1 protein-coding gene is annotated in these 255 nt (G+C 42.4%); it reads right to left on the bottom strand.

Annotated features, from left to right (window positions below; translation table 11 throughout):
- Positions 1 to 255: transposase (locus HC176_RS19535; protein ID WP_167920605.1), on the bottom strand; the 255-nt coding region annotated here is incomplete at both ends.

Here is a 255-nt window from a genome sequence, read left to right on the forward strand (position 1 = left end):
TTCTACCTGCCTTCGCTTGCCTTCAGGTATTTTTTTAAGATATTTAATAACCTCTTCAGACTTGGTCCCGGCAACAATAGCGACAATGGAACCTGCTCTGCCTTTGGCCTTTTTATTGGTTACTACCGTGTATAATTCCCCTTGGGAGAGAGCCACTTCATCTATAGACAGTCGTTTGCCGATATTTTTAGGGTACACCAACCATTTCGAGGATTGTTTAAGGGGTTCCCAATCTTTAAACTCACTTAGACAGTC

The organism is Tamlana crocina (assembly GCF_012037625.1).